Annotated in this window: 18 protein-coding genes; 9 read left to right on the top strand and 9 right to left on the bottom strand. The window is 71.3% G+C overall.

Going from position 1 to position 20,052, the window contains the following annotated elements:
* Positions 1–38 precede the first annotated feature (38 nt).
* The 4 genes from E1286_RS18490 to E1286_RS18475 form a co-directional block, all read right to left on the bottom strand.
* Positions 39–623 (bottom strand): LOG family protein, encoded by a 585-nt coding sequence (locus E1286_RS18490; protein WP_132614131.1) that lies wholly within the window; start codon positions 621–623, stop codon positions 39–41.
* 11 nt (positions 624–634) lie between these two features.
* Complete coding sequence (locus tag E1286_RS18485; RefSeq protein WP_132614129.1) at positions 635–1,528, bottom strand: LOG family protein; 894 nt, start codon at positions 1,526–1,528, stop codon at positions 635–637.
* A gap of 248 nt (positions 1,529–1,776) precedes the next feature.
* Positions 1,777–2,844, bottom strand: coding sequence for a succinyl-diaminopimelate desuccinylase (gene dapE / locus E1286_RS18480; RefSeq protein WP_132614127.1), 1,068 nt, complete (start codon positions 2,842–2,844; stop codon positions 1,777–1,779).
* Entirely contained in the window at positions 2,844–3,677 is an 834-nt protein-coding gene (locus tag E1286_RS18475; RefSeq protein ID WP_132614125.1) for a 2,3,4,5-tetrahydropyridine-2,6-dicarboxylate N-succinyltransferase, read from the bottom strand. The genes dapE and E1286_RS18475 overlap by 1 nt, the downstream gene beginning before the upstream one ends.
* A gap of 37 nt (positions 3,678–3,714) precedes the next feature.
* Here E1286_RS18475 and E1286_RS18470 point away from each other — a divergent pair, with 37 nt between their 5' ends.
* Complete coding sequence (locus tag E1286_RS18470; protein WP_246074960.1) at positions 3,715–4,527, top strand: hypothetical protein; 813 nt, start codon at positions 3,715–3,717, stop codon at positions 4,525–4,527.
* 4 nt (positions 4,528–4,531) lie between these two features.
* On the opposite strand, the gene E1286_RS18465 is transcribed toward E1286_RS18470, so the two are convergent.
* From E1286_RS18465 to fdxA, 3 genes are all read right to left on the bottom strand, one after another.
* The gene (locus E1286_RS18465; protein WP_165969792.1) at positions 4,532–5,188 is read right to left on the bottom strand and encodes a DUF4178 domain-containing protein; all 657 of its coding nucleotides are present in this window, start codon (positions 5,186–5,188) and stop codon (positions 4,532–4,534) included.
* Positions 5,189–5,280: 92 nt separating this feature from the next.
* Positions 5,281–6,351 carry a succinyldiaminopimelate transaminase gene (dapC, locus tag E1286_RS18460; RefSeq protein ID WP_132614123.1) on the bottom strand — a complete coding sequence of 357 codons (1,071 nt, stop codon included), beginning with the start codon at positions 6,349–6,351 and terminating at the stop codon, positions 5,281–5,283.
* 93 nt (positions 6,352–6,444) lie between these two features.
* Positions 6,445–6,771: a ferredoxin gene (gene fdxA / locus E1286_RS18455; protein WP_132614121.1), complete on the bottom strand. Its 327-nt coding sequence runs from the start codon at positions 6,769–6,771 to the stop codon at positions 6,445–6,447.
* Between the two features lie 105 nt (positions 6,772–6,876).
* Between fdxA and E1286_RS18450 the strand changes: the two genes are divergently transcribed.
* The 8 genes from E1286_RS18450 to E1286_RS18415 all read left to right on the top strand — a co-directional run bounded on the left by E1286_RS18450 (position 6,877) and on the right by E1286_RS18415 (position 19,250).
* Positions 6,877–7,107 (top strand): putative acetyltransferase, encoded by a 231-nt coding sequence (locus E1286_RS18450; protein ID WP_132614119.1) that lies wholly within the window; start codon positions 6,877–6,879, stop codon positions 7,105–7,107.
* A gap of 17 nt (positions 7,108–7,124) precedes the next feature.
* Complete coding sequence (locus E1286_RS18445; protein ID WP_246074959.1) at positions 7,125–8,195, top strand: ABC transporter substrate-binding protein; 1,071 nt, start codon at positions 7,125–7,127, stop codon at positions 8,193–8,195.
* A gap of 99 nt (positions 8,196–8,294) precedes the next feature.
* On the top strand, positions 8,295–9,071 hold the full coding sequence (locus E1286_RS18440) for a class I SAM-dependent methyltransferase (protein ID WP_132614117.1): 777 nt from the start codon (positions 8,295–8,297) through the stop codon (positions 9,069–9,071).
* 111 nt (positions 9,072–9,182) lie between these two features.
* On the top strand, positions 9,183–11,513 hold the full coding sequence (locus E1286_RS18435; protein WP_132614115.1) for a hypothetical protein: 2,331 nt from the start codon (positions 9,183–9,185) through the stop codon (positions 11,511–11,513).
* A 4-nt stretch (positions 11,514–11,517) separates the two neighbouring features.
* A complete protein-coding gene (locus E1286_RS18430) occupies positions 11,518–13,362 on the top strand; it encodes a UvrD-helicase domain-containing protein (RefSeq protein WP_132614113.1) in 1,845 nt (614 codons plus the stop codon).
* Between the two features lie 48 nt (positions 13,363–13,410).
* Positions 13,411–15,252 carry a sigma factor-like helix-turn-helix DNA-binding protein gene (locus tag E1286_RS18425; RefSeq protein ID WP_132614111.1) on the top strand — a complete coding sequence of 614 codons (1,842 nt, stop codon included), beginning with the start codon at positions 13,411–13,413 and terminating at the stop codon, positions 15,250–15,252.
* A gap of 33 nt (positions 15,253–15,285) precedes the next feature.
* Positions 15,286–16,665 carry a cysteine--tRNA ligase gene (gene cysS, locus E1286_RS18420; protein ID WP_132614109.1) on the top strand — a complete coding sequence of 460 codons (1,380 nt, stop codon included), beginning with the start codon at positions 15,286–15,288 and terminating at the stop codon, positions 16,663–16,665.
* Positions 16,666–16,763: 98 nt separating this feature from the next.
* Entirely contained in the window at positions 16,764–19,250 is a 2,487-nt protein-coding gene (locus E1286_RS18415) for a penicillin acylase family protein (protein ID WP_132614173.1), read from the top strand.
* 75 nt (positions 19,251–19,325) lie between these two features.
* Here the strand turns inward: E1286_RS18415 and E1286_RS18410 are convergent, their stop codons facing one another.
* Positions 19,326–19,739: a hypothetical protein gene (locus E1286_RS18410; protein ID WP_132614107.1), complete on the bottom strand. Its 414-nt coding sequence runs from the start codon at positions 19,737–19,739 to the stop codon at positions 19,326–19,328.
* Positions 19,740–19,744: 5 nt separating this feature from the next.
* Positions 19,745–20,052, bottom strand: a 308-nt coding sequence (locus E1286_RS49235) for a hypothetical protein (protein WP_223190092.1), incomplete at its 5' end; no start/stop codon positions are given.

Here is a 20,052-nt window from a genome sequence, read left to right as displayed (position 1 = left end):
ACCGCAAGTAACGCATTCCACACAACCTGTGGAACGTGTCAGCCGGCGGCCTCGCCGAGTTCGGCGACGCTGGGCCGTACGGGGTGCGGACGCGACTCCAGGTGCGCGAACGCCTCCTCCACGGTCGAGGTGAACGAGATCGCGTCGAAGACGTCGGGACGCGTGAATCCCTCGTCGTACATGTGGCCGATCATCGCGCGCAGCGGCTCGTACAGGCCCCAGGGATCGAGGACGACGAGGGGACGGTCGTGGATGCCGAGCACCCGCGCGGTCCAGATCTCGAACAGCTCCTCCAGCGTGCCGATGCCGCCCGGCAGTACCAGGAACGCGTCGGAGCGGGCGTCCATGACCCCCTTGCGCTCGCGTATGTCGGCGGTGACGACGAGCTCGTCGGACTCCTCGTCGGCCACCTCGATGTCCACCAGCACCTGCGGGATCACACCGATCGTGCGCCCGCCGGCGGCGCGCGCCGCCGAGGTGACGGCTCCCATGCACGAGACCTTGGCCCCGCCGCTCACCAGGGTGTGTCCGCGCCTGCCCAGCTCGGTGCCCACCTCGGTGGCGAGGTCGAGGTATTTGCGGTCGATGTTCTGGCTGGAGGCGCAGAAGATGCAGATGTTCACAGGGGGGAAGCCTATTGCGGCTCGGCGATCTGGGCCGCGCAGGACTCCTCCTCCTCCAGGAGCTGCCGCGAACGGGCCATGTCGGATTCCACGATGATGCGCACGGCCTCGTCCACGTCGTCGGTGACGGTGATCAGGTCGAGGTCGTCCGCGGCGATCTTGCCGCTGCCCAGCAGCGAGCCCTTGACCCAGTCGAGCAGCCCGCCCCAGAACTCCGAGCCCATCAGCACCACGGGGAAGGAGGTGACCTTGCGCGTCTGCACCAGGGTGAGCGCCTCGAACAGCTCGTCCAGCGTGCCGAAGCCGCCGGGCAGCGTGATGAAGCCGCACGAGTACTTGACGAACATCGTCTTGCGCACGAAGAAGTAGCGGAACTCCACGCCCAGGTCGACGTAGTCGTTCATGCGCTGCTCGAAGGGCAACTCGATGCCGAGGCCGACCGACACCGCGCCGTCCACCTCGCGCGCACCCCGGTTGACCGACTCCATGACGCCCGGGCCGCCACCGGTGATCACCGCGTAGCCGGCCTCGGCGAGCGCCCGGCCGAGCCGCATGCCCGTCCGGTACTCAGGGGAGTCCTCAGGGGTGCGGGCGGAGCCGAAGACCGTGACCGCCGGCGGCAGCTCGGCGAGCTGGCCGAATCCCTCCACGAACTCCGCCTGGATGCGCAGCACCCGCCACGGGTCGGTGTGCACCCAGTCGGACGGCCCCTGGCGGGCCAGCAGCCGCTGGTCGTGCGTGGAGGTGGGCACGAAGCGACCGCGGACGATGGCCTGCCCCTGGCGGTGCTCCCGGCGATGTGCCCGGCCCTGCTCCCGGCCCTGCTCCCGGCCCTGCTCCCGGCCCTGCTCCCGGCCCTGCTCCCGGCCCTGCTCCCGGCGCTGTTCACGACGTGGTTCTTCCATGCGGATCACGCTAGTCCCTTCACCATCGGCCGGTTCCACCCGTGCGCCCCTACCCGGGCGGTTCGCCGCGAGTCGATAGGTTCTTCCCACCGGGCGAATCCGCAGGTAAACCGGGCGAAACGCACCGCTAAAAAATCTTGAAAAAACCAGGGAACCGGATTTCGACCCCCCTGCGTCTAACTGCCGAGGGTGCTGCTCGGGACTGAAAGTGGCTTTCCCCGCCAAATGGCCGGCGAGGAAAGCCACTTTCATGTGGAGAGCCAGTCGAGCATCGCCCGCTCACTCTCGACGATCTTCGACAGCGAGACGTACTCCCCCTGCTGGTGCGCGAGGTTCGGGTCGCCCGGGCCGTAGTTGACGGCGGGGACCCCCAGCGCGGAGAAGCGGGCGACGTCCGTCCAGCCCAGCTTGGCGCGCGGTTCGCCGCCGACCGCCCCGGTGACGGCCGCCGTGAACGCCGCCGCCGCCGGATGCGTCAGCCCGGGCCTGGCCGCGGGCGCGGCATCCACGACGCTCACGGCGAACCCGTCGAAGACCTCGCGTACGTGCTGCTCCGCCTCCTCGATCGACAGGTCGGGCGCGAAGCGGTAGTTGACGCTCACCACGCACAGGTCGGGGATGACGTTGCCCGCCACGCCGCCGCTCACGCCGACCGCGTTGAGCCCTTCGTGGTATTCGAGCCCTTCGACCACCGGCCGCCGCGGCTCGTACGCGTTGAGCCGGGCCAGCACCGGCTCGATGCCGTGGATGGCGTTGACCCCGAACCAGGAGCGCGCGCTGTGGGCCCGCTTGCCGCTCACCGTCACCTCGGCGCGCAGCGTGCCCTGGCAGCCGCCCTCGATCACGCCGTCGGTCGGCTCCATCAGCACCGCGAAGTCGGCGGCCAGCCAGTCGGCGTGGTCGCGGGCGACCCGGGTCAGGCCGTTGCGCTCGGCCTCGACCTCCTCGCAGTCGTAGAAGACGTACGTGACGTCGCGGTTGGGCGCGGGCAGGGCGGCGGCGAGCTTCAGCGCGACCGCGACGCCGGCCTTCATGTCGGAGGTGCCGCAGCCGTACAGCAGGTCGCCGTCGACCCGGCTCGGCAGGTTGCCGGCGACGGGGACGGTGTCGAGGTGGCCGGCGATGAGCACCCGCTCGGCGTGGCCGAGCTCGGTGCGGGCGACCACCGTCTCGCCCGAGCGCGACACCTTCAGGTGCGGCAGCGCGGACAGCGCCCGCTCCACCTGGTCGGCGAGGGCCTTCTCGTGACCGCTCACCGACTCGATGTCCACGATCGCGGCCGTCAGCGCGCGTACGTCCTGGGTCAGGTCGAGCATCAGATGTCCATCCCGTGTTCGCGCAGCACCTCGTTGAGTGCCGCCTTGTCGTGCCGCTGCCCCGGCTCCAGGCGCTTGAGCACCAGCACGCACGGCAGGCCGAACGTGCCGCCGGGGAACTCCTTCTGCCGTGTGCCGCTCACCGCCACACACCACGGCGGGATCCGGCCGCGTGACAGCTCCTCGCCCGTCGCGACGTCGATGACCGGGATCGAGCCAGAAAGGATCGTTCCCGCGCCGACGACCGCGCCCTCGCCGACCCTGGCGCCCTCGACGAGCATGGACCGGCTGCCGATCAGCGCGTCGTCCTCGACCACGACCGGGACGGCGCCGGGCGGCTCCAGCACCCCGCCGACACCCACGCCGCCCGACAGATGCACGTTCTTGCCGATCTGGGCGCACGATCCGACGGTGGCCCAGGTGTCGACCATCGTGCCCGAGTCGACGTACGCGCCGATGTTCGTGAACGACGGCATCAGCACCACCCCGGGCGCCAGGTAGGAGCCCCAGCGGGCGATCGCCCCTGGCACCACGCGCACGCCGTCGAACGTGCTCTTCAGCGGGATCCTGTCGTTGTGGTGGAAGTCGCCCACCTGCGAGCGGGCCAGTCCGAGCACCTTGAAGGCGAGCAGCACGGCGCGCTTGGCGCGCTCGTCGACGACGACCTCGCCGCCCGCCACCCGGGCGGCCCGTGCCTCGCCTCGGTCGAGCAGGTCGACCGCGCCGACCACCAGCCGGCGCGCCTCGGCGTCGGCCGGCGACAGCTCCGCCCTGCGCTCCCACAACTCATCCACGATCGCGGGAATCGGGGACGAAGTGCTCACATGACTCATGGCCACGGAGCTTATCCGTCCGGGTAGGTTCTTCAGCGTGCGCCTGCGCTTCTCCCGTGGAGTCATCACCATCGCGGTCATCGTGGTCGTACTCGCCGTCGCCGTCTCCCTAGGGCTCTTCCACCTGCTGAAAAGGGCGCCCGTGGTGGTGCGCGAGGCGTACTGCGTGGTCGACACCCCGCTGGGCGTGCGCGAGCTCGATCCCGAGCAGGCCCAGATCTCGGCCACGATCGCCGCCGTCGCGGCGCGCCGCAAGCTGCCCGAGCGGGCCGTGGTCATCGCGTACGCGACGGCGTTGCAGGAGTCGAAGCTCAGGAACGTCGCCTACGGCGACCGCGACTCGGTCGGCGTGTTCCAGCAGCGCGAGTCGCAGGGCTGGGGCACCAAGAAGCAGATCATGGACCCGGTCTACGCGACGAACAGGTTCTTCGCCGCGCTGGTCAAGGTGGCGGACTACCGCGAGCTGCCGCTGGCGGAGGCGGCGCAGGCCGTGCAGCGCTCGGCGGGCGGCTACGCGTACGCGCCGCACGAGGAGGAGGCGAAGCTCCTGGCCGCCGCCTTCACCGGGCGGGTGCCGCGGGCCTTGCACTGCTGGTATCCGCAGGCCCGCACGCCCGCGCCGGCGCCGCGTACGCGGGAGGCGCGCAAGCAGCTGGCCAGGGCGCTGGGCAGCACGGCGATCACCACGAAGAAGCGCGGCTGGCTGGTGGCCTCCTGGTGGGTGGCCCACGCCGAGAAGTACGGCCTCAGCAGGGTCGGCTACGGCGGCGCGGCGTGGGCCAACGACTACGAGACCGAGGGCTGGGAAGCCGACGGCAAGGCCGGCGCCCGCGGCGTGGAGCTGTCGTGACCCGTCAGGGCGCGCGGGTGACGATGGAGATCGAGCCCGGCGGCAGCGGCTGGGCATAGGCGGCCGTCCAGGCGCCGCCCTGGACGCGTTCGAACGACAGCAGCCGGCCGTCGGAGGCGCGGTAGTCGGCGAAGTCGAGCAGCCCTCGCTCCGGCAGGCCGGTGTCGCCCTCGCTGCGGAACGCGGCCGTCCCCCGCTCGATCGGGTGGAACTCCACGGCCTCCATGATCAGCATGCTCTTGGCCGGCACCATGCCCTGCGTGGGCACGTCGTTCCAGAGCTTGACCTCCAGATGCGGCGGGTCTCCCGGAAGCTCCTCGACGGAGAGCCACTGAAAGCGCCGGGAGGAGTCGCGCAGCAGGAACTCGGTCCACTGCTGGCCCTGCCACGAGACGTACATGGCGCCGAGGACGCGCGCGGGCGACCCGTGAATCTCGATCCGGTCGCCGACCCCGATCGTACGAGGGTCGGTGAAGTCGGTGCCGGCATGCCCGGGAGCGCCCACCGGAGCCGCCAGCGGGGTCTCGAGAGGAGCGACCTCGGCCGGCGGCGCGCTGACGCGGCCCCGCCTGTCTTGCCGCGTCGTGGCCCAGAAGGCCCCGAGCAGCAGCAGGACGGTGGCGATGCTCAGCCCGAGAACGACCATGGAGGTCACGCTCATCGATCAGCTCGCTCCACTCGCGGTCTGCCTCGGCATAAGCCCTTATCGATTTGTGCGAGACAAGCCCGTTTCGCGGGCTGTGCGGGGCGATCCTACTGGAGGCGGCGCACCGCCGCAGCGATCCGTTCATCTGTGCCGGTGAGCGCGACGCGAACGTGCCGCCCACCTGCGGATCCGTAGAACTCGCCGGGCGCGACCAAAATGCCGATCTCGGAAAGCTTTCCTACCTGATCCCACGCGCTCTGCCCGTTGGACGCCCAGAAGTACAGGCCCGCCGTCGAATGGTCGATGTGCCACCCGGCCCTTTCCAGCGCGGGACGCAGCACCTCACGGCGGGCGGCGTAGCGCTCGCGCTGCCGCTCGGCGTGCTCGTCGTCGGAGAGCGCCACCGTCATCGCGGCCTGCACGGGCTGCGGCATGAGCATGCCCGCGTGCTTGCGCGTCTCCAGCAGCCGCTTGACCAGGACGGGGTCGCCCGTCACGAACCCGGCGCGGTAGCCGGCCAGGTTGGAGCGCTTGGACAGGGAGTGGACGGCGAGCAGCCCCTCGTGGGAGCCGCCGCAGACGTCGGGGTGGAGGATCGAGACCGGCTGCTCCTCCCACCCGAGCTCGATGTAGCACTCGTCGGAGGCGACGACCGTGCCGCGCTCGCGCGCCCACGCGACGACCTTGCGCAGGTGTTCGGCGGGCAGCACCCGGCCCGTGGGGTTGCCCGGGGAGTTGACCCAGATGAGGTCGACGTGCTCGGGGCCGAGCGCGAGCGTGCTGTCGGAGGCCGTGCCGTGTGCCCCGGCGAGCCGGGCGCCCACGTCGTAGGTGGGGTAGGCCAGCTCGGGGAAGACCACCCGACGCGCGCCCAGGTAGGTGGGCAGCCAGGCGACGAACTCCTTGGAGCCGATCACCGGCAGGACGTCCTTCGAATCGACCGTCACGCCGTGCCTGCGCCGCAACCACCCCGCCGCGGCCTCGCGCAGCGCCTTGGTGCCGTGGGTGAGGGGGTAACCCGGGCTGTCGGCCGCCTGCGTCAGAGCGTCCTGGACGATCTGCGGCACGGGGTCGACGGGAGTGCCGACGGACAGGTCGACGATGCCGTCGGGGTGTGCCAGCGCGCGCTCCTTGTACGGCTCCAGCCGGTCCCACGGGAAGTCAGGCAGGGTGTTCACGGTTCTCCATGATGTCGCGGTGCCGTACTGCGGCGCGGCGGCCACGCGGACGGGGTGCATCCGGCCCGGATGCCCCCGTGCACGGCGTTCGTACTAGTGGTCCTCGCTCTGTGGCGGCAGAGCGGCGACCACCGGGTGGTCCCTCGCGATCTTGCCGACCTTCGAGGCGCCGCCAGGCGAGCCCAGCTCCTCGAAGAAGTCCACATTGGCCTTGTAGAACTCCTTCCACTGCTCGGGAAGGTCGTCCTCATAGAAAATCGCCTCTACGGGGCACACGGGTTCGCACGCGCCGCAGTCCACGCACTCGTCGGGGTGGATGTAAAGCATGCGCTCGCCCTCGTAGATGCAATCGACGGGGCACTCCTCGATGCACGCCTTATCCAGGACGTCCACGCAAGGCTGCGCGATGACGTAGGTCACCTCGAGCTCCTTCTTCTCCGCACCATGGCATGACTTCGACCGCGGTTTGCTACGCCCTAGTATTGCCGTGCTTCCCGGCTGGCCGAAACGGAGGGTGGCAAACTCGTGGCCGGACGCCTTGTCATCGCCATTACAACGCACGACGTGGGCGCTCGGGTCACCACCCGCAGGCGCGTCCCCGGTGGGTTTCGCGACGCTGTCGGGATTTTGGTGTCCTGGGAGAACGGCGTGCTCAAAATCCGGAAAAAAGACGGCACGGTGGTGGAGATCCCCGAAGAGACGCTGGTGGCGGCCCGAGTCGTTCCGGCCGCGCCTCCTCGACCTGGGCGGATGTAGCAGTAAGTATTCATTGTGTGACTGTACGTACCTGCGCCGCCGCAGCAGCCATCCTCGCCAGCGCCGGATGCGGCGCGTCGTCCACCGACTCCACCGCGACCGAAGCGAAGAACCTGCCGCCCGTCAACGTCCAGGCCGCCTCGCTGAAGAGCGGCTTCGGCACGATGGACCGGCTCGTCGAGGCCGCCAAGAAAGAGGGCCAGCTCAACGTCATCGCCCTGCCTCGCGACTGGGTCAACTACGGCGAGATCATCGACACCTTCGTCGACAAGTACGACATCAAGGTCAACGAGCTGGAGCCGAACGCGAGCAGCAGGCGCGAGCTCGACGCGGCCCCGCAGCTCAAGCCGGACGTGTTCGATCTCACCATGGACGTGGCCGTGTCGGGGGCCGACCGGTTCGCTCCGTACAAGGTGCAGGGGTGGCAGGACCTTCCCGACCACGTCAAGGACCCGTCCGGCTCCTGGTACGCCGCCTACGGCGGCTACATGTCCATCGGGTACGACCCCCGCGCGGTCAAGGCGCCCGTCTCCTTCAACGACCTGCTGCAGCCCAACTACCGCGTCGCGCTCGACGGCGACCCGCTGCGCTCGGCCTCGGCGTTCGGGGGTGTGATGGCGGCGTCCATGCGCGCGGGCGTGCCGCAGCCCGAGCAGGGCGTGGCGCTGTTCGCCAAGCTCAAGCAGGCCGGCCGGCTCACCGATCCGGCCAAGGCCAACGTCGTCGTCGCCTGGGACCACCTGAACGCGGCCCGCAGCGCTCACCACTCCGACGGCTGGCAGGTGACGATCCCGCGCGACGCGGCGCTCGGCGCCTACCACGTGCAGGCGATCAACAAGGCGGCCCCGCACCCGGCCGCGGCCCGGCTCTGGCAGGAGTTCCTCTTCTCCGACGAGGGCCAGAACCTGCTGCAGAAGGGGTTCGCCCGGCCGGCACGCGGCGAGGCGATGCTCATGAAGGGCACGCTCGACCGCGAGCAGGCCGCGAAACTGCCCAAGGCGCCCGGGCCGCCCGTCCTCATGACCATCCCGCAGACGGACGCCGCGAAGGCGTACCTGAAGCGGGAATGGGGGAAGAGTGTGGGCTGAGTCCGAAGTGACTTGATATGTCGTCGCGACGTTCAGGCTCTAAAGTGAACGGACAGCACGGCCACGGGGGCCCGAAGTCCGAGAAAAGAGCTGATCGTCTTGCGATACGACACACCGAGCTTGGAGCGGTGGAACAGTCGCGCCTACGACAGCAGCTTCGGCTACGTCTCGACGCAGGGCGCGCCACTGGTCGACCTGCTCGACCCGCGGCCCGGCGAGCGCGTGCTCGACCTGGGCTGCGGCACCGGGGTGCTGACCGCGCAGATCGCCTTCCGAGGGGCTGAGGTCCTCGGCATCGACGGCTCGCCGGCGATGATCGAGAAGGCGCTGGCGCAGTATCCGGGCATCAACTTCATCGTCGGGGACGCGCACGACTTCACCGTCGTCGATCCGTACGACGCGGTCTTCTCCAATGCGGCGCTGCACTGGATGACCCGCGACCCCGGCGCCGTGATCGCAAGCGTCCGCGAGGCACTCACGCCTGGCGGGCGCTTCGTCGCGGAGATGGGCGGTGCGGGCAACTGCGCGGAGCTGACCGCGGCCATGTTCACCGCCTGGCGCGAATACGGGCTGCGCGAGCCCGAGCTCCCGTGGTACTTCCCCACCCCCGCCGAGTACGCCCGCCGCCTGGAGCAGGAGGGCTTCGTCGTGCGGCTGCTCGAATACTTCGACCGGCCGACGCCTCTTGAGGAGTGCCCCGGCGGGGCCGCCGACTGGGTGCGCATGTTCGCCGGGTCGGTGCTCGAAGGGCTGCCGCCCGAGATCGTGGAGCCCCTGCTCCAGCGGGTCAACGAGCTGGCCGCGCCCGCGCTGCGCAGGGAGACCGGCTGGATGGCCGATTACGTGCGACTACGTTTTGCCGCTGTTCGGCGTTGATGCGACGGCATGATGCGTAGGGCTGTTTTGCCGGACTATGGTCTGTTCCGTGGGCGGCGAGATGATGGCTGCACCGCTGCCACGGCGTGAGGGGCTGGTGAACGGAACGGGATGAATTTCTGCCTGAGCGACCTCGTACCACCGTTGAGGTGGAGCGACGCGTCGACGATCACGCTACTCGCCGGACAGCCGGACCTGCCGGACGCGTGGTGGCGCAGCCTGCCCATGCCTCGGGTGCTCGCGGCGATCGGCCCCGAGTCGCTGGGCGAGCTGCTCACGGAGATCGCCCTGGAGCACTGGCCCGCGGCGGCGATCGGCGACGTCCTGCCGGCGCTTTACGTGCTCGACCCGGAAGAGGCCGACGAGCCCGCGGTCGCGATCGCGCTCGACCGGGCCGGGTCGTGGGCCGGGCTGCTCGCGCTGACCGGGCGGGAGCTGGTGGACCAGCCGTTCATCCAGGCGCGGCCGGTGATGAACATCCTGTTCACGGCCGTTCTGGCGCGCCTCGCACCTGAACGCCCCGGGATGGGCGCCGAGCCGTACGCGGCGGGCGGGCTGCCCATCGCGGACGACGCGTACGAGGAGGCCGCGACCGGTCGTGCCGAGGACGCGTTCCATGAGGTCGCGGCCGGCCATCCGTTAGTGGCCGAGAAGCCGGAGCCCCCCGCCCCCGCGTCGAAGCCCGGGGCGCCCGTCGAGGAGCCTTCGGCCCGCTTCGCCGCCTACGCACCCGCGTTCCGTGGCTCGGAATCCGCCGACGACTCCTACTCCACTGAGGACGAGGAGCCCGAGGACGAGCAGCCGGCGCAGGACGCCGTCCTGGAGCGGGCGCCCGCCGGCGACCGGGCCGGTGAGGACGCGGCGGAGGAGGCGGCGGCAGCTCCGGACGAGCCCGCCGCCTTGCCCGCCGAGGCCGCCGAGTGGCACGCTCCCGGCGAGCCCGCCGACGGCTCCGCCGCACGGGAAGCCGCCGGAGTTCACCAGGAACAGGAGCACGCCGACGCGGCGCACGCCGAGCCGATGCCCGCCGAGGCACAGGACGGGGCGCACGGCGAGGCGCACGGCGAGGCGGCGGATGGCGAGGCGGAGCACGCCGAGCCGATGCACGCCGAGGGCCTGCCGGCCGACGTGGAGGCCGAGCACGGCGAGGCCCTGCCGGCTGAGCCGGAGCACGCCGAAGCTGAAGACGCCGAAGCCGAGGACGACGAAGCCGAGGACGCCGAGCCGGAGGACGCCGAAGCTGAGCACGCCCAACCGGCTCAGGCCGAACCTGTGCACGCCGAAGCCGAGGACGTCCAGCCTGAGCAGCCCGTGCCCGCGCCCATGGGAAAGGGTGCCGGGGGCAGTGGCGGTCAGGGGCTGCTCGAGTTGCTCGAGGCGGCGTTCGCCGGGCTCGACGACAAGACGTGGGCCGTGGCGCAGAACCGGGTCTTCACCGACGAGCCGTCGGCCGTCGACCAGCTGGCCAAGCTCTTCGCCGTCCCCCCTGCCGACATCACCGCCACCGAGTACGAGCTGCGCACGCGCCTCGACCAGTGGCTGGCGAGCGACGAGGCGGCGCCCTTCCGGGCACATCTGGACGAGCTGATCAAGACGGTCGGGCCGGCCCCGTCCAAGGACCAGCTCACCGGCGCGGCGAGCTGGCACGGCGCGGAGATCCGCGCGCTGGAGGTGCCCGCCTGGCAGTTCGTGCTGGCGTCGTTGGCGGCGCACGCCCGGCAGCCGCAGGTGCAGCACGTGCCGCCGCAGGTGCAGTTCCCTCCGCCGCCGGGCGGGCCGCACTCGGCGTTCGGCCCCTTCCCGCCGCCCCCGCCCGTGGGCCCGCCTGCCGGGCTTCCGGTGGAGCCGCCTGCGGGGCCGCCGGTGTTCCAGGCGTTCACGCCGGTGACGCCACCCGAGGCCAACGGCGAGCCGGAGCGGCCGTACCAGCCGCTGAAGGACGTCTCCCAGACGCGGCGCTGCTTCCGGCAGCCGGACGGACGGTGGTGGCTGCGCGTCGACGTGACCGCCGAGCAGCTCGCCGGAGGCGAGTGCCCGCTGCCGACGGGGTTCGCCGCCTACCTGGGGCTGTCGCCGGGTGAGACCAAGACCGTCAGGAGCGCGGCGGGCGAGCTGACGATGACCTGGCACGGCAGGCCGGTGCTGGTGTCCGTCGCTCAGCTGCTCGTGGACGTGGGCGCCAAGGAGGGCGGACACCTGTTCCTGACCCTCTCGGACGAGGGCGTGCTGCGGGCCAGGCACCTGCCGGTCGCCGCTCAGGGCGCCGAGAAGATCACCAAGGCGCTGCGCCTGGTGGGCTACACGGCGCCGGGCGGCACCAAGGAGCAGGCGGCGAGGGTGATCGCCACGAGGATCGGCATGACGGGCCCCGTACCGCTGCCCGACCTGCTCGCCAGACTCCGCGAGCGCGGGGACCGCGACCTGCTCGAACTGCTGGACTGAGCCGGTGCCGCGGCTCGCGATCGGCCCAGAGTTCCCCACGGCACTCAGCGCCCTGGCCCCGTCGGTGCGCAGGGACGCCGTGGTGGCGCTGCGCCGGTTCCTGCTGAACGTCGCGGGCGCCCCGCACCCCGAGCGGGTGAGGGGCGCCAGGGATCCGCGCGTCGCGACCCTGCGCCTGGCGGAGGGCCATCGCGGCGTCGTGGTGCGGCAGCGGGACGTGTACTGGCTGCGGACGGTCCTGCCCGGCCCGGACGCCTGGTCGTACGCCCGCCGTCACCGCTACGGCGTCAACCCGGTGATCGGGGTCGTCGAGGAGTGGGACGCCGAGGCCCTGGAGCGGGTGGAGCCTGCCCTGCGCAGGTCGGCGGAGAGGTCGGCGGGCGCGTCGGGGCTGTTCGACCCGATCTGCGACGGCGACCTGCTGGGCCTGGGCCTGGACGTGCACGCCCTGCCGCTGTTCCGGCTGATCACCACCGAGGCGGACTTGGCCGCGCTGGAGCCGCTGCTGCCGCCCACGCAGCACGTCCCGCTGACGGTGCTGGCCAGCGGCGGCACGCTGGCGGAGGCGTGGCGGGCGCTGGAGGCATGGCGGGCTTCGTCCGAGCCGCCGGGCCCGATCGACGCCGAGGACCTGCACGCCGCGCTGCTGCGCACTCCCGACCGGGCGGTGTTCGTGCCCGACAAGGTGGCGCTGGATCGGGTGCTGCGGACGCCGGACTGGTGCACGTTCCTGCATCCGCCGCAGCACCGGCTGGCCAGGGCCTCCGTGTACGAGCACCCGGCGCTGGTGGTAGGCGGCGCGGGCACCGGCAAGAGTGTCGTCGCCCTGCACCGGGCCGCCCATCTGGCGGTCCACGGGGCAGGGCCGGTGCTGCTGGTGACGTTCTCGCAGAGCCTGGCCGAGGAGCTGTCGGCGAAGCTGGACCTGCTGCTCGAGGACGAGGTGGTGCGCAAGCGGGTCGAGGTGGACAATCCGGAACGCCTGGCCCTGCGGATCGTGACGGACGCGGAGGGCCGCCGCCCGGCGCTGGTCGGCCAGGGCGCGAGATCGCTGGCCGAGCTGACGGACGCGGCATTGCGGTTGCTCTCGCTCGCGACGGGTGATCTGCTCGACGATGTGGACCCGGGGCAGAAGCCGTACCGTCACATCGTGGTGGACGAGGCACAGGACATCAGCCCGGCGCAGTGGCGGCTGCTGCGCGCGGCGGCGCCGCACGCGCGCGACGACCTGTTCATCGTGGGCGACCCGCACCAGCGGGTCACCGACACCCGGGTGGCGCTGGCCACGGTCGGCATCCCCGCCGAGCACCACACGCTCGGGATCTCCTACCGGCTCCCCCACGAACTGCTCTCCTTCGCCGTACGGCTGCGCGGCGGCGGCCTCTCGACCGGCCTGGTGCGGGGCACGACCGACCTGTACGACCTGACCGCCATCCGCAACGGCGAACGCCCGGACGTCAGGGCGTACGCGACCCGGGAGGCGGAGCTGGCCGGGCTGCGCGCCACGGTGGAGTCGTGGCTGGCCGAGGGGGTGGCGCCGGCGGAGATCGCCGTGGGCGCGCGCAACCCGCGGCTGGTGCGCGAGGTGCGGCGGGCGCTCGACGGCCTGGAGGTGCGGGTGGCGACGTTCCAGCAACTGAAGGGGCTGGAGTTCGAGCGGGTGGCGCTGTTCGGGGTGGCGGAGGGCGTGGTGCCCGAGCCGCCGACGGAAGATCCGCCGGAAGATCCTTACGTACGGGCTCGTGCGCTGCAGCGCGAACGGAGCATACTGTTCGTCGCCTGCACCCGCGCCCGTTCGAAGCTTTATATCTCCCATTCCGGAAGAGGGAGCCCGTTTCTACCCCTCTGATCACATAGTCTGAACTGCGGATATCTCTCCTTTGCCGGTTGGACGTCAATGAACCTCAGCCTGAGCGACCTCTCGCCACCCCTGCGCTGGACCTCCCCTGGTCAGATCGCGCCGATCGTCGAGGAGCCCCAGCTGCCCGAGGCCTGGTGGCAGGCGATCCCTCTTGACCGGGCGTGCGCCCTCGTCGGCACGCAGACCGTGGCGGGCCGTCTGGCCGACCTGGCCGTGGCCTGCTGGGGGCATCTCATGCTCGGTGACATCCTGCCGCTGCTGCGGTTCTCCGACCCGGCCGAGGCCGAGCGGACGCCGGAGATGCTCGGCAAGGACGTGGTGCAGAAGTTGTTCACCGGCGTGTTCGAGCGGCTGCTGGAGCCGGTGCCGGACGCGGTGCCCCCGCCGGTGCGGGCGGACCGCCCGCTGCCCGAGCTGATCGACGAGCTGTTCGCGGCGCTGGACGACCGGCAGCGGGCGATCGCGCGCGACCGCCTGTACGCCGAGCAGCGCGCCACGCTCGACGAGCTGGCACAGCGGTTCTCGGTGACGCGCGAGCGCATCAGGCAGATCGAGCGTGACCTGCGCGACCACATCGAAGCCTGGCTGGGCAAGCCGGAGGTCGCCCCGCTGGTGGCCCACGTCGCGTGGCTGCGCGGCCGGCTCGGCTCGGCGGTGCCGGCCGACGACCTGCAGGCCGCCGTACCGTGGCACGGCACGGAGCTGGGCGCACTCGGCATCCCGGCCTGGCGGTTCGTCCGTACGCTGCTGACCGGTTACGAGCAGGCCGAGGGGTGGCTCGTCTCGGGCGGGAGCGACGAGCTGCGGGAGAAGACGCGCCAGCTGTTCACCGACGGCCCGCGCCCGCTCGCCGAGGCCGTGGCCATGGTGTCCCAGCTCGGGGTCCGAGAGGACGTCGCCGAGCGGTGGATCCTCGCCACGCCGCAGCTGCGGGTGCTCGGCCGGCACGTGGTGCCGTGGCCGCGCAGCATCAACGAGAAGGCCGAGGCGGTGCTGGCGGTGGCGGGCACGCCGCTGTCGCCGGAGGAGATCCAGGAACGCATCGGCGAGGACTACAGCCTGGTCGGCATCCGCAACCAGCTCACCGCCGACGACCGCTTCCTGCGGGTCGACCGCAACAAGTACGGCCTGACGCGCTGGGGCGGCGACGAGTACCTCGGCATCAGGGAGATGATCGCCAGGGAGATCGAGCGGGCCGGCGGCGAGGCGTCGGTGAGCACGATCGTGACGAACCTGACCTCCCGCTACGACGTCAGCGAGAGCTCGGTGCGCGCCTACTCGGGCGGGCCGGGGTTCGAGCGGACGCAGCGGGGCTGGATCCGGGTCGCGGGCACCTCGCCGAGCGGGGAGGTGACGTACCAGCCGCGCAAGGACGTCTCCGAGACCCGGCGCAGCTTCCGCTCCCGCGACGGCCGCTGGTGGCACCGGGTCGACATCAACGCCGAGCACCTGCGCGGGTCGGGCTCGCCGCTGCCCACCGGGTTCGCCGCCTATCTCGGGATGGCGCCGGGCGGGCAGCTCACCGCCTCCGCGCCGTCCGGCGACGTGGTGATCAGCTGGCACAACCAGCCCACCATGGGCTCGATCAGGAACGTGCTGGCGGAGTACAACGCGCGCGAGGGCGACCACGTCTTCCTGACCGTCTCCGACGGCGGCGAGCTGCTGACCCGCTACCTACCGGCCGCGCCCGTGGCGATGCCGCCCATCAACCGGGCCCTCTACCTGCTCGGCTACACCGCTCCGGTCGGCTCGGAGATGGAGGGCCTGCGGCTGATCGGGGCCAGGATCGGGCTGCCCGACACGGCCGCCCGCGAGGAGGTCCTGGCCAGGCTGCGCGAGCGCGGCGACCGCGACATCCTCGCCTACCTGGGGGCGTAGGGGTTCGCCGCGGCCCCCGACTAAGCTCGGGGGATGTTGCGGATCTACGACACGCGCGCCAGGCAGGTCGAGGAGATCGAGGCCGATCGGGCGGTACGCATGTACACGTGCGGGCCGACCGTCTACCGTCACGCGCACGTGGGCAACCTGCGCACGTACGTGCTGTCCGACCTCATCAGGCGGGTTCTGGAGCGGCGGCGGGTGCGCGTCGTGGCCTGCCGCAACATCACCGACGTCGGCCACCTCGTCGAGGATCCGTCGGGCGACGGCGAGGGCACGGACGAGGACAAGGTCGTCGCGCAGGCGCGGGCCGAGGGGCGTTCGCCGCGCGAGCTGGCCCGCTTCTACGAGGACGCCTTCGTCGCCGACACCGCCGCGCTCAACCTGCGGCCGCCGGAGCACGCGCCGCGTGCCAGCGAGACCGTCGACCTGATGATCGAGCTGATCGCGCAGCTGGTCGAGCGGGGTCACGCGTACACGGTGCCGGACGGGTCGGTGTTCTTCGACGTCCAGAGCTTCCCGTCGTACGGCGAGATATCCGGCAACCGGCTCGACGCGCTCAGGCCCGCGCACCGCATCGAGGCCGTCGACCCGCGCAAGCGCTTCCACGCCGACTGGGCCCTGTGGAAGCCCGGCGACGGCGAGCTGACCTGGGACGCGCCGTGGGGCCGCGGCTTTCCCGGCTGGCACGTCGAGTGCTCGGCCATGTCGCTGCGCTTCCTCGGCTCGCGCTTCGACCTGCACACCGGCGGCATCGACCTGCGCTTCCCACACCACGAGGACGAGCGCGCCCAGTCGAACGCGGCGACCGGCCACGAGGTCGTCCGCCACTGGGTGCACGGCGAGCACCTGCTGTTCGACGGGCGCAAGATGGCCAAGTCGACGGGCAACGTGGTGCTGCTGTCCGACGTCGTGGCGGCCGGGCTCGACCCGCTGGCCGTGCGGCTGGCGTTCCTGGAGCACCGCTACCGGCAGCAGCTGAACCTCACATGGGACACCCTGCGGGCCGCCGACCGCACGGTGCGCCGGTGGCGGGCGCGGGTGGCCGAGTGGTCGGAGTCGCCGAGCGCCCCCATGGCCACCGCGTACGCCGAACGCGTCGAGGCCGCCTTCGACGACGACCTGGACACGCCGTCCGCGCTGCGGATCCTGCGCGAGCTGGAGCGCGACGAGTCGGTGGCGCCGGGGGCGAAGTTCGAGACGTTCCTCCATCTCGACCAGGTGCTGGCGCTCGACCTGTCGTCGGAGATCGGCAAGCCGAAGGTGTTGCCGCCCGGGGCGGCCGAGTCGCTGGCGGCAAGGGAGCGGGCGCGGGAGGCCGGCGACTGGGCGGCGTCCGACCGGCTGCGCGACGAGCTCGCCGAGATGGGCGTCCGGGTGTCCGACACCCCGGAGGGCCAGATCTGGGCCTGACATCTCCTCGTGGCGGCGCGTCCGGAGTACTGATCGCGTGCTGTCAGACTTGATCCCAGTTCGGGGACAAGGAGGTGTCGGTGAGGCCCTATGCGTGGATGCCGTGGCCTTTGCGGTGGTTCGCCCGGGTGTTAACCGTTCTTCTCGCGCTGGCGGTCGTGCTGGCAGGGGTTGTGGTGTACACCGTGCAGAGATCGTTCCCACAGGTGGATGGGGCCGTACGGCTACCGGGATTAGCGCAGAACGTCGAGATTTATCGCGATAAATCGGGAATCCCGCATATCTATGCCGACACCGCGGCCGACCTCTTCATGGCTCAGGGCTACGTCCACGCCCAGGACCGCTTCTTCGAGATGGACTTCCGCCGGCACACCACCGCCGGCCGCCTCTCGGAGCTGTTCGGCGCGGCCACGCTCGACAACGACAAGGCGCTGCGGACCATGGGCTGGCGCCGGGTCGCCGAGCAGGAGCTGCCGCTGCTCGACCAGTCGACCCGCGACTACCTGGACGCGTACGCCAAAGGCGTCAACGCCTGGCTCGACGCCCATCCGAACGCCTCCAGCCGCAGCCTCGAGTACTCCGTCCTGAAGATCCAGAACGGCGGCGGCCGGCCGGAGAAGTGGACGCCGGTCGACTCGCTGGCCTGGCTCAAGGCCATGGCGTGGGACCTGCGCTCCAACATGGAGGACGAGATCGACCGGGCCCTCGCGCTCACCAAGCTGCCGAGGGAACGCGTCGACCAGCTCTACCCCGGCTACCCGTACGACCGGCACCTGCCGATCGTCAACCAGGGCACCATCGAGCGCAACCGCTTCGACCAGCAGGTCGAGCCCCGGCTGCGAGCCGGTGACGCGCTCGCCCGGGCGGCCGGGACGCTCGACGCGGTGCCGAGCACGATGGGCACGGCCGACCGCGACGGCCTCGGGTCGAACTCGTGGGTGGTCTCCGGCGAGTACACCGCGAGCGGCAAGCCGCTGCTCGCCAACGACCCGCACCTGGCCGCGCAGATGCCGTCCGTCTGGTACCAGGCCGGGCTGCACTGCCGCAAGCTCAGCGCGGAGTGCCCGTACGACGTGACCGGGTTCACCTTCTCCGGCGTCCCCGGCGTGATCATCGGGCACACGGACAAGATCGCGTGGGGGTTCACGAACCTGGGGCCGGACGTGTCCGACCTCTTCCTGGAGCAGGTGGACGGCGACACGTACCTGTACAAGGGCCAGCGGCTGCCGCTGGAGACCCGCAGGGAGCAGATCAAGGTGGCCGGGGGCAGCCCGGTCACGATCACCGTCAAGAGCACCCGGCACGGCCCGCTGATCGACGACGTGATCGGCGGTGCCCGGCCCAGCGGCGAGGCGAACGCCGTGGCGCTGCAGTGGACGGCGCTGACGCCCGGCCGGACGGCCGACTCGATCTTCCTGCTGAACAGGGCGGCCGACTGGGAGGAGTTCCGGGCGGCGGCCGCGCTGTTCGAGGTGCCGGCCCAGAACCTCGTCTACGCCGACACCTCGGGCACGATCGGCTACCAGGCGCCGGGGCGCATCCCCGTACGCGAGAGCGGCGACGGCACCCTGCCCGCCCCCGGCTGGACCGGCGAGTACGACTGGAAGCCCGCGCCCATCCCATACGACCAGCTGCCGTCGGTGCGCAACCCGGCGGACGGGTTCATCGTCACGGCGAACAACGCCGTCATCGACCCCAACCGGTACCGGCCGCTGCTGACGAAGGACTGGGCGTACGGCTACCGCTCCGAGCGCATCCGCAGCCTCATCACGGAGGCGATCCAGCAGGGGCCGATCGACGCGGCCGTCATGTCGCGCATCCAGCAGGACACCCACAACGGCTTCGCCGACACGCTGATCCCGGCGCTGCTGCGGGTGGATCTCGCGGGCCCCGGGGTCGCCGCCAGGGAGTTGCTGAAGACCTGGGACCGGCGGCAGGACCTCGGCTCGGCCGCCGCGGCGTTCTTCAACGCGGTCTGGCGGCAGGTGCTCGTGCGGACGTTCAACGACGACCTGCCGGAGTCGGCCCGGCCCACCGGGGGCGACCGCTGGTACGAGGTCGTCAGGCGGCTGCTGGACGCCCCCGGCGACCCCTTCTGGGACAACGTGACGACCCGGAACCTCAAGGAGACCCGCGACGACATCCTGCGCCAGGCGATGGCCTCGGCCTACCAGGAGCTGGCCGACCGGCTCGGCGAGGACGTCAAGGCGTGGCGCTGGGGCGACCTGCACCAGCTGGAGCTGGTCAACGGCTCCCTCGGGACCTCGGGCATCGCGCCGGTGGAGGCGCTGTTCAACCGCGGACCGCTGCGGGTGCCGGGCGGCAAGGACGCGGTGAACGCCACGGGCTGGAACGTTCAGACGGGGTACGCCATCACCACGGTCCCGTCGATGCGCATGATCGTCGACCTGTCGGACCTGGACAAGTCGCAGTGGATCAACCTGACCGGCGCCTCGGGGCACGCCTTCCACGACAACTACTGGGATCAGGCCGAGGCGTGGGCCCGCGGCGACCTGCTGCCGATGCGCTCGACGCCGCAGGCGGTCAGGAAGGCCGCGGTCCACACCCTCCGACTGACCCCCTGACTCGCCACGGCCCTGCCCCTCGCTCGGGGCAGGGCCGTGGTGCTCGCCGGGGGCGTTCTTCCTGACAGGAGGCTGTCAACCGGGGCGGCGCCAGCGGAGCGGCTCGCGAGGGTAGCCGCCGTCGTCCAGGCCGGCCAGCCGCTCAAAAATGTTGTACGAGGCCTGGTGGCCGCAGACGGCCACCGAGACGAGCATCGCCAGCAGATAGAGCGGGAGCATGGGCAGTCCCCCGCACCAGGCCCACTGCGTGGCGTGCCGGGATTCGTGCAGAATCAGCCGCTCGCTCAGAGCGTTTCGCCTGGTCAGAACCACATTTCCAACCGTGAAGGCACCCGCGATCGGGAAGCGGGGACGGTAGCCGAAGGCCAGGATGAGCCCCTCGGGGCCGCGCCGCGGGGTCGCCCCACCGGCGACCGCGAGCAGCAGGCCGAGCGGCGTGGAGAGATTGAGGAAGTTCGCCGCGGAGCGGAACCGGAAGCGCTTCTCCATACGTCTCAGTCTTGACCGATCTTGACAAGCCGGAATAATAACCCCTGTCCTGAAATCTCCCACAAGAGCAGGATTATGAGATTCTCCATCCTGGGCGCGCTGCTCGGCACCGTCGCACTGGCAGGAACCGGCGGAGCCGCGATCACGCAGGCGTCAGCAACCGAATCCCTCCGACTCACTGACAACCCTCCCCCTCTCCACCTGGCCTTAGCCGCCGATCCCTCCACACCGACGCCGACCTCTCCTACGGCGTCGCCCTCCCCCACGGAGACGCTCTCCCCGACGGCGACCCCCACCCCGACGGCCAGCCCCC

The sequence above is a fragment of the Nonomuraea terrae genome, from assembly GCF_004348995.1.
Lineage (GTDB): Bacteria > Actinomycetota > Actinomycetes > Streptosporangiales > Streptosporangiaceae > Nonomuraea > Nonomuraea terrae.
Note: the sequence above shows the minus strand (reverse complement) of the source record. Positions and strands in the feature narration are given on the sequence as shown.

What these genes read in the sequence shown, in the direction of transcription:
- E1286_RS18485 (WP_132614129.1), bottom strand. Translation starts at nt 1,528, where the DNA reads ATGGAAGAACCACGTCGTGAACAGCGCCGGGAGCAGGGCCGGGAGCAG.
- dapE (WP_132614127.1), bottom strand. Translation starts at nt 2,844, where the DNA reads ATGCTCGACCTGACCCAGGACGTACGCGCGCTGACGGCCGCGATCGTG.
- E1286_RS18475 (WP_132614125.1), bottom strand. Translation starts at nt 3,677, where the DNA reads ATGAGTCATGTGAGCACTTCGTCCCCGATTCCCGCGATCGTGGATGAG.
- E1286_RS18465 (WP_165969792.1), bottom strand. Translation starts at nt 5,188, where the DNA reads ATGAGCGTGACCTCCATGGTCGTTCTCGGGCTGAGCATCGCCACCGTC.
- E1286_RS18435 (WP_132614115.1), top strand. Translation starts at nt 9,183, where the DNA reads ATGAATTTCTGCCTGAGCGACCTCGTACCACCGTTGAGGTGGAGCGAC.
- E1286_RS18425 (WP_132614111.1), top strand. Translation starts at nt 13,411, where the DNA reads ATGAACCTCAGCCTGAGCGACCTCTCGCCACCCCTGCGCTGGACCTCC.
- cysS (WP_132614109.1), top strand. Translation starts at nt 15,286, where the DNA reads ATGTTGCGGATCTACGACACGCGCGCCAGGCAGGTCGAGGAGATCGAG.
- E1286_RS18415 (WP_132614173.1), top strand. Translation starts at nt 16,764, where the DNA reads ATGCCGTGGCCTTTGCGGTGGTTCGCCCGGGTGTTAACCGTTCTTCTC.
- E1286_RS18410 (WP_132614107.1), bottom strand. Translation starts at nt 19,739, where the DNA reads ATGGAGAAGCGCTTCCGGTTCCGCTCCGCGGCGAACTTCCTCAATCTC.